Source organism: Candidatus Symbiopectobacterium sp. (assembly GCF_020054415.1).
Classification (GTDB): domain Bacteria; phylum Pseudomonadota; class Gammaproteobacteria; order Enterobacterales; family Enterobacteriaceae; genus Symbiopectobacterium.
The window spans coordinates 1-6957 of the sequence record NZ_JAHWCO010000368.1 but is presented as its reverse complement, the minus strand read 5'-3'; the positions used below and the strand labels follow the sequence as shown (position 1 = coordinate 6957).

Sequence of the window (6957 nt, the reverse complement as noted above, 5' to 3'; positions counted from 1 at the left end):
GGCTTTGATGCGATCACAAACACGCTTATCACGACTGGTGTCATGAAGCTGTTCGAGTTCGGCTTTTTGCTTGTCGGTAATAAATATCTTCATAGTGGGTGAGCATGATCTTCTTACCGCGTAAAATCAAGCATCTTCAATGATCACGGGTATAGTCACGAAACGGTAATCTGGGCCTAGCTGTAGCAAAGCGGCTAACGCCGTCAACACTTTCTGGGTACTGGCGGGTAATGCCATTTGTTCACTGTTGTAAGCCACTGCGGGACTACTGGCACCTACTTTCTGTGCCAAGAACGCCAAATTAGCGCCATCCGGCAGGTATTGAATGTGATCGTTAATGCTTGCTGCGTGAGCGGGTAACACAGCGCTCTGTAGCACAACCGCGCAGGCAACTCCGGAAAAAGTCGATAAAAAACGCATAATATCAGCTTACAACAGGGTAACGTGGGGTCATACTACGGCGCAATGCGGTCTAAAGTAAACGATGACCCTTATGGAACTCTGGGTTAAAATACGTATCAAAATGCAAAATCGCTCCTGACCTGAAACCTTGTTCCGGGTCAGGTTACTTTTGTTTATCGCCAGGGAGCGCTGGCATACCGACCGTCTGTCGCATCGTTCGTTGAAGCGTCAGGATGACGATAATGAACGTCTTACAAAGTTTCTTAGAGGTTTGAAGATATGAAACAATTTCCGATGACATTGCGTGGTGCAGAAAAACTACGTGAAGAGCTAGAATTCTTGAAAGGCACTCGCCGTCCGGAAATCATTGCGGCGATTGCTGAGGCTCGTGAACACGGTGATTTGAAAGAGAACGCTGAGTACCATGCGGCGCGCGAACAGCAGGGTTTTTACGAAGGCCGGATTCAGGAAATCGAAGCCAAGTTGTCCAATGCGCAAGTGATTGATGTGACAAAGATGCCCGCCAGTGGGCGCGTCATTTTTGGTGCAACGGTGTCCGTGATGAACCTCGATACAGAAGAAGAACAGACCTATCGCATCGTGGGTGATGATGAAGCGGATTTCAAACAAAACCTGATTTCTGTGAATTCGCCGATTGCCCGTGGGCTGATTGGCAAAGAGCAGGATGATATCGTGACCATCAGAACGCCCGGTGGTCTGGTTGAGTATGAGATCCTGAAGGTCCAATATCTGTAATTTCGCCGATTAAATCGGCAAATTGTGTAAAGAAAAACAAAAGGCCGCATGCGGCCTTTTCTCTAACGAACGGGCATGGCACCTTTTCGTTAAATGTGAAACACGATGATATAATTGGTTACTTTTGTAACACAATTTTACGTTCTTTCGACGGGCGATACAGAACCAGCGTATGGCCGATAACCTGAACGTTGCAGGCACCGGTTTCGCGGATAATTGCTTCAACAATCAATGCGTTAGTATCATGATCTTCAGTTGCAATTTTAACTTTGATCAGCTCATGATGTTCTAGCGATTGTTCAATTTCGGCCAGAACACCTTCGGTAAGGCCATTGTTACCCAGCATAACCACTGGTTTTAGCGGGTGAGCCAAGCCTTTCAGGTGCTGTTTTTGTTTGTTACTTAGATTCATGTGTCTTTTTTACTTAGGTTGGGATTGAAAACAGGTCATTCTACCGCCATCTCACCATTATAACCAATTTGGTGACGTTGATGGGCCGATCTTTAGCGGCGTCGTTGAGCAATACCTGTTGTAAATGGCACGTTAATGTTTTATAGCAAGTAGGTTGTACATGACAACTTGGTTGTACATAACAAAAAGTTGGAAATCCGATGGCAAATAAAAAGCGTTCTGCAAGCTCCAGTCGCTGGTTGAAGGAACGCTTTAGCGATAAATATGTACAGCAGGCGCAGAAAAAAGGGCTACGCTCCCGTGCTTGGTTTAAACTGGATGAAATACAGCGCACTGACAAACTGTTTAAACCGGGCATGACTGTGGTGGATCTGGGCGCTGCGCCTGGTGGATGGTCTCAATACGTGGTGACGCAGATCGGCAATGCGGGCAGGATCATCGCGTGCGATATTTTGCCAATGGATCCCATCGTTGGTGTCGATTTCCTTCAAGGCGATTTTCGTGATGAATTAGTGCTTAGCGCCTTGATGGAGCGGGTAGGGGATAATAAAGTTCAGGTTGTGATGTCAGACATGGCGCCCAACATGAGCGGGACCCCCGCCGTGGATATTCCAAGAGCCATGTATCTGGTTGAGTTGGCGTTGGAAATGTGTCGGGATGTTCTGGCACCGGGCGGAAGTTTTCTGGTGAAGGTCTTTCAGGGAGATGGCTTTGATGAATACCTGCGACAAATTCGCTCTCTGTTTACAACGGTGAAGATTCGTAAGCCTGATGCTTCGCGTGCTCGTTCTCGTGAAGTGTACATTGTAGCGACAGGGCGTAAACTGTAGTACCCTAACGCTGTTTTTTAACACAGTTGTAATATGAGGTTAATCCATTGAGTGACATGGCTAAAAACCTGATTCTCTGGCTCGTCATCGCAGTGGTGCTGATGTCCGTATTCCAGAGCTTTGGGCCCAGCGAGTCAAATGGCCGCCGGGTGGACTATTCTACCTTCTTGACAGAGGTGAATCAGGAGCAGGTCCGTGAAACACGTATTAACGGGCGTGAGATTAACGTTACAAGAAAAGATGGCAACAGCTACACCACCTTCATTCCTGTTAACGATCCCAAGCTACTGGATAACCTGCTGACCAAGAATGTGAAAGTGGTTGGTGAACCTCCGGAAGAGCCGAGCCTGCTGGCATCGATCTTTATCTCCTGGTTCCCGATGCTGTTGCTAATTGGCGTCTGGATTTTCTTCATGCGTCAGATGCAAGGCGGTGGCGGTAAAGGCGCCGTGTCCTTTGGCAAAAGCAAAGCGCGCATGCTGACCGAAGATCAAATTAAAACCACGTTTGCTGACGTCGCTGGCTGTGATGAAGCCAAAGAAGAAGTGAGCGAACTGGTGGAATACCTGCGTGAGCCTAGCCGCTTCCAGAAACTGGGCGGTAAAATTCCGAAAGGCATCCTGATGGTAGGGCCGCCGGGAACAGGTAAAACCCTGCTTGCCAAGGCGATTGCCGGTGAAGCGAAGGTGCCATTCTTCACCATTTCCGGTTCTGACTTTGTTGAAATGTTTGTGGGTGTCGGTGCATCTCGTGTGCGTGACATGTTCGAGCAGGCGAAAAAAGCCGCGCCTTGTATCATCTTCATTGATGAAATCGATGCCGTCGGTCGCCAACGTGGTGCGGGTCTGGGCGGTGGTCATGATGAACGTGAACAAACCCTGAACCAGATGCTGGTTGAGATGGATGGTTTTGAAGGCAATGAAGGCATTATCGTGATTGCCGCCACCAACCGTCCTGACGTGCTTGACCCTGCGTTGCTGCGTCCGGGCCGTTTTGACCGTCAGGTAGTGGTTGGTCTGCCGGATGTTCGTGGTCGTGAGCAGATCCTGAAAGTGCACATGCGTCGCGTTCCCTTAGCGACTGATATGGATGCCTCGGTGATTGCGCGCGGTACGCCAGGCTTTTCCGGTGCCGATCTGGCAAACCTGGTGAACGAAGCGGCACTGTTCGCTGCTCGCGGTAACAAACGCGTGGTTTCCATGGTGGAGTTCGAGAAAGCCAAAGACAAGATCATGATGGGTGCAGAACGCCGCTCTATGGTCATGACGGAAGCGCAGAAAGAGTCTACCGCTTATCACGAAGCGGGCCATGCGATTATTGGTCGTCTGGTGCCGGAGCACGATCCGGTGCACAAAGTCACCATTATTCCGCGTGGTCGTGCGCTGGGTGTGACTTTCTTCTTGCCAGAAGGCGACGCGATCAGCGCCAGCCGTCAGAAGCTGGAGAGCCAAATTTCTACGTTGTACGGCGGTCGTCTGGCGGAAGAGATTATCTATGGTGCAGAAAAGGTATCCACCGGTGCCTCGAATGACATCAAAGTGGCAACGTCTATTGCGCGTAACATGGTAACGCAGTGGGGCTTCTCGGAAAAACTGGGGCCGTTGCTGTATGCAGAAGAAGATGGCGAAGTGTTTCTGGGCCGTTCTGTTGCCAAGGCCAAACACATGTCTGACGAAACGGCGCGCATTATCGATCAGGAAGTCAAATCGCTGATTGAGCGGAACTACGTGCGGGCACGTGAACTGTTGATGGCGAATATGGACGTGCTGCATTCGATGAAGGATGCGCTGATGAAGTACGAAACTATCGATGCGCCGCAAATTGATGATTTGATGTCACGCCGTGACGTGCGCCCACCTGCGGGATGGGAAAGCGCACCGGCCAGCAACAATGAACCGGGCAACGGTGGCGGTACGCCGACCGCAGCACAGCCAAGCTGATAAGCGATAAGTGCAGCCCACAGCGTACACGGTTATAGCAGCGTTATGTGATAGTGTTGTCCGGTCATAGCGCTGTTGACCCCCCTCTTTTAACACCCTGGCTTGCCGGGGTTTTTCTTTATTGATAAACCGGCTGTTAAAGGAAGAAGGTGATGAAACTAATTGCCCGTGATGCCACTTTGGATCTCACTCATCCTCAAGTGATGGGGATTCTCAACGTTACGCCGGATTCATTTTCCGACGGCGGAAAATACACCGCTCTCGATGAAGCCATCCGCCATGCGCAAGATATGGTCAACGCGGGGGCCACGCTGATTGATATCGGTGGCGAATCTACCCGTCCCGGTGCAGCGGATGTCAGCGTGCAGGAAGAACTGGATCGCGTTATCCCAGTGGTTGAAGCCTTGGCGGCGCACTTTGATGCCTGGCTCTCGGTTGACACGTCCAAGCACGAGGTGATTAGCGCAGCGGCGCAGGCTGGTGCGCATCTGATTAACGATATTCGTTCATTGCAGGAACCGGGCGCACTGGAAGCCGCAGCGGCAACCGGGCTGCCGATTTGCCTGATGCATATGCAAGGCCAGCCGAAAACCATGCAACGTAACCCGCACTATGACGATGTGGTGGCTGAGGTAACCGCCTATTTCCAACAGCAGATCGCACGCTGCGCCGAGGTTGGCATTGAAAAAGATCGCCTGCTGCTGGATCCAGGGTTCGGGTTCGGTAAGAATTTGTCGCATAATTACCGCCTCTTGGCACATTTGCAGGAGTTGCATCATTTTGGTTTACCGCTGCTGGTTGGGATGTCGAGAAAATCCATGGTGGGACAGCTACTTAATGTTCCTCCGCTCCAGCGCGTACATGGTAGCGTCGCCTGTGCGGTCATTGCTGCCACGCAGGGTGCGCATATTATTCGCGTACACGACGTAAAAGCGACGGTTGACGCGATGCGAGTTGTCGAAGCCACGTTGGCAGAGAAGGAATAATAACGAATGAGTAACCGCAAATATTTTGGTACGGATGGTGTGCGTGGCAAAGTGGGCGAGACGCCCATCACCCCGGATTTCGTGTTAAAACTTGGTTGGGCAGCCGGTAAGGTGCTGGCGAGCCAAGGATCGCGCAAAATCATTATCGGAAAAGACACGCGTATTTCTGGCTATATGCTGGAATCCGCGCTGGAAGCCGGGCTTGCCGCCGCTGGGTTATCGGCTTCATTTACCGGCCCGATGCCGACACCCGCCGTGGCGTATCTGACGCGCACCTTCCGTGCTGAAGCGGGCATTGTTATCTCTGCGTCACACAACCCCTACTACGACAATGGCATCAAATTTTTCTCTATTGATGGCACCAAATTGCCGGATGACGTCGAAGAGGCCATCGAAGCGGAGCTGGATAAACCGCTGACCTGCGTAGAATCCGCTGAATTGGGAAAAGCGAATCGAATCGTGGATGCTGCCGCGCGCTACATTGAGTTTTGTAAGAGTGCGTTCCCGAATGAACTGAGCATGAGTGGGTTAAAAATTGTGGTGGATTGCGCCAATGGTGCTACTTACCACATCGCTCCGAGCGTGTTGCGTGAGCTGGGAGCAAAAGTGATTGCCATTGGCTGTGAGCCAGACGGCATGAATATCAACGAATCCTGCGGTGCAACAGATGTGCGTCAGCTTCAATCTCGCGTATTGGCGGAAAAGGCGGACGTTGGTCTGGCGTTTGATGGCGATGGCGATCGGTTGATCATGGTGGATCACGAAGGCAATAAGGTCGATGGCGATCAGATCCTCTATATCATTGCGCGTGAAGGGCTGCGCCAAGGGCAACTGCGCGGCGGTGCGGTGGGTACACTGATGAGCAACATGGGCCTGGAACTGGCATTGAAGCAACTGGGTATTCCGTTTGCTCGTGCCAAAGTGGGCGACCGCTATGTGCTGGAAAAAATGCAGGAGAAGGGCTGGCGCATCGCCGCAGAGAATTCCGGGCATGTCATTCTGCTGGATAAAACCACCACGGGTGACGGCATCATTGCTGGCCTTCAGGTGCTGACGGCGATGGTGCGCAACCATATGTCGCTGCACGATCTCTGTAGCGGCATGAAATTGTTCCCGCAGGTGTTGGTCAACGTGCGCTTCAACGGCAGCAGCGATCCGCTGGAAAGCGACGCGGTGAAAAACGTAGTGTCAGAGGTGGAGAAAACGCTGGCGGGACGCGGTCGCGTACTGTTGCGTAAGTCTGGTACGGAGCCTTTGATTCGCGTGATGGTCGAAGGGGAAGATGAAGCTCTGGTTGTCAGCCTTGCCAATCAGATTGCGGATATTGTGAAGGCTGCGCATTAATTTCTCGGTCGTGTATTCAATATGTTGATTGCAGTGTGAAATGTCCGGTTTTGGATGTGGAATACAGTGGCTAAAGTTGATGTAAGATGCCCGTTTTGTGAACAGACATCTCCTGTGAAAGAACACGTTTATGGCAAAAGTGGCCATCAGCGTTACCGTCGTCAGTCATGCAAACACGGATGGCTACAGTGCTTACAACGACGAACTTCCAAAAGTAAAACACATTGTTAGCAAGCTGTATACACAGCGTATTGAGCGTGCACATCTGACACTGCGTAACCGATTGC

At 51.3% G+C, this 6957-nt stretch carries 6 protein-coding genes and 3 pseudogenes; 7 read left to right on the top strand and 2 right to left on the bottom strand.

Annotated features, from left to right (window positions below):
• Positions 1-153 precede the first annotated feature (153 nt).
• Positions 154-420 (bottom strand): annotated as a pseudogene (locus QZ506_RS10865) (D-alanyl-D-alanine carboxypeptidase); the annotation flags it as partial.
• A gap of 261 nt (positions 421-681) precedes the next feature.
• Between QZ506_RS10865 and greA the strand changes: the two are divergent.
• Positions 682-1158, top strand: coding sequence for a transcription elongation factor GreA (greA, locus tag QZ506_RS10860; protein WP_291971040.1), 477 nt, complete (start codon positions 682-684; stop codon positions 1156-1158).
• 118 nt (positions 1159-1276) lie between these two features.
• On the opposite strand, the gene yhbY is transcribed toward greA, so the two are convergent.
• Complete coding sequence (gene yhbY / locus QZ506_RS10855; protein ID WP_291971038.1) at positions 1277-1570, bottom strand: ribosome assembly RNA-binding protein YhbY; 294 nt, start codon at positions 1568-1570, stop codon at positions 1277-1279.
• A gap of 200 nt (positions 1571-1770) precedes the next feature.
• Between yhbY and rlmE the strand changes: the two genes are divergently transcribed.
• From rlmE to QZ506_RS10825, 6 genes and pseudogenes are all read left to right on the top strand, one after another.
• Complete coding sequence (gene rlmE / locus QZ506_RS10850; protein WP_291971036.1) at positions 1771-2400, top strand: 23S rRNA (uridine(2552)-2'-O)-methyltransferase RlmE; 630 nt, start codon at positions 1771-1773, stop codon at positions 2398-2400.
• Between the two features lie 47 nt (positions 2401-2447).
• Positions 2448-4340 carry an ATP-dependent zinc metalloprotease FtsH gene (gene ftsH / locus QZ506_RS10845; RefSeq protein ID WP_291971035.1) on the top strand — a complete coding sequence of 631 codons (1893 nt, stop codon included), beginning with the start codon at positions 2448-2450 and terminating at the stop codon, positions 4338-4340.
• Positions 4341-4492: 152 nt separating this feature from the next.
• The gene (gene folP / locus QZ506_RS10840) at positions 4493-5326 is read left to right on the top strand and encodes a dihydropteroate synthase (RefSeq protein WP_291971034.1); all 834 of its coding nucleotides are present in this window, start codon (positions 4493-4495) and stop codon (positions 5324-5326) included.
• A 6-nt stretch (positions 5327-5332) separates the two neighbouring features.
• Entirely contained in the window at positions 5333-6670 is a 1338-nt protein-coding gene (gene glmM, locus QZ506_RS10835) for a phosphoglucosamine mutase (RefSeq protein WP_291971032.1), read from the top strand.
• Between the two features lie 66 nt (positions 6671-6736).
• A pseudogene (locus tag QZ506_RS10830) lies at positions 6737-6841 on the top strand (IS1 family transposase); the annotation flags it as partial.
• Positions 6842-6845: 4 nt separating this feature from the next.
• Positions 6846-6957, top strand: a pseudogene (locus QZ506_RS10825) (IS1 family transposase); the annotation flags it as partial.

Coding starts and splice junctions, on each gene's coding strand:
- greA (WP_291971040.1), top strand. CDS start 682: ATGAAACAATTTCCGATGACATTGCGTGGTGCAGAAAAACTACGTGAA.
- yhbY (WP_291971038.1), bottom strand. CDS start 1,570: ATGAATCTAAGTAACAAACAAAAACAGCACCTGAAAGGCTTGGCTCAC.
- rlmE (WP_291971036.1), top strand. CDS start 1,771: ATGGCAAATAAAAAGCGTTCTGCAAGCTCCAGTCGCTGGTTGAAGGAA.
- folP (WP_291971034.1), top strand. CDS start 4,493: ATGAAACTAATTGCCCGTGATGCCACTTTGGATCTCACTCATCCTCAA.
- glmM (WP_291971032.1), top strand. CDS start 5,333: ATGAGTAACCGCAAATATTTTGGTACGGATGGTGTGCGTGGCAAAGTG.